The sequence below is a fragment of the Treponema sp. R6D11 genome (genome assembly GCF_054786075.1).
In genome coordinates, this window is record NZ_BDHD01000723.1 from 1 (window position 1) to 581 (window position 581).

General features: G+C 51.1%; 1 protein-coding gene. It reads right to left on the reverse strand.

The features are described from left to right. The coding region (locus ACYVTD_RS15710; RefSeq protein WP_461248631.1) for an adenylate/guanylate cyclase domain-containing protein at positions 1–576 on the reverse strand (576 nt) is incomplete at its 3' end. Between the last annotated feature and the right edge of the window lie 5 nt (positions 577–581).

Genomic DNA, 581 nt, shown 5'->3' on the forward strand with positions numbered 1-581 from the left:
GTATAGGCTTTCCGCGTTAAAGTCTTTGGGAAGGAAGGAGAGCGCTTCTTTGAATTTTTGCGCGGCTTCGGTGAAGGAACGGCCGTAGTAGAGCTTCATGCCTTGATTATGCGCCTGCCAGGCTTTTTGTTCCACGGGAGTGAGGGATTTTTTTACGGTGAAGATTTTTACGCCCTGGGTTTTGCCTTTTACGGCTACGGTATCGAGCAGTCTGTAATAAAGGCCGGCGGAGGGGGCGGATTTTTGCAACTCTTTAAAAAGGCTTTCCGATATCAGTATTTCCGAATGATAGGTTTTTGTAAGGCCCTCCATTCTGGACGCGAGATTTACGGCGTCCCCTATTACCGTGTAGTCCATCTTGCGCTCGCTGCCGATGTTGCCGACCGTCACTTCCCCGTAGTTAAGACCGATTCCTATCTTAAATTCGCACTTGCCCAACTTGCGCTGGTTTTCGTTAAATTTCCCGACGGCGTCTATCATGTCAAGGCCGGACAATACGGACTGGAGGGCGTCATCGTCGTGTTTTTCGGGGGCGCCCCAGAACGCCATGATCGCGTCGCCGATGTATTTGTCCACGATGC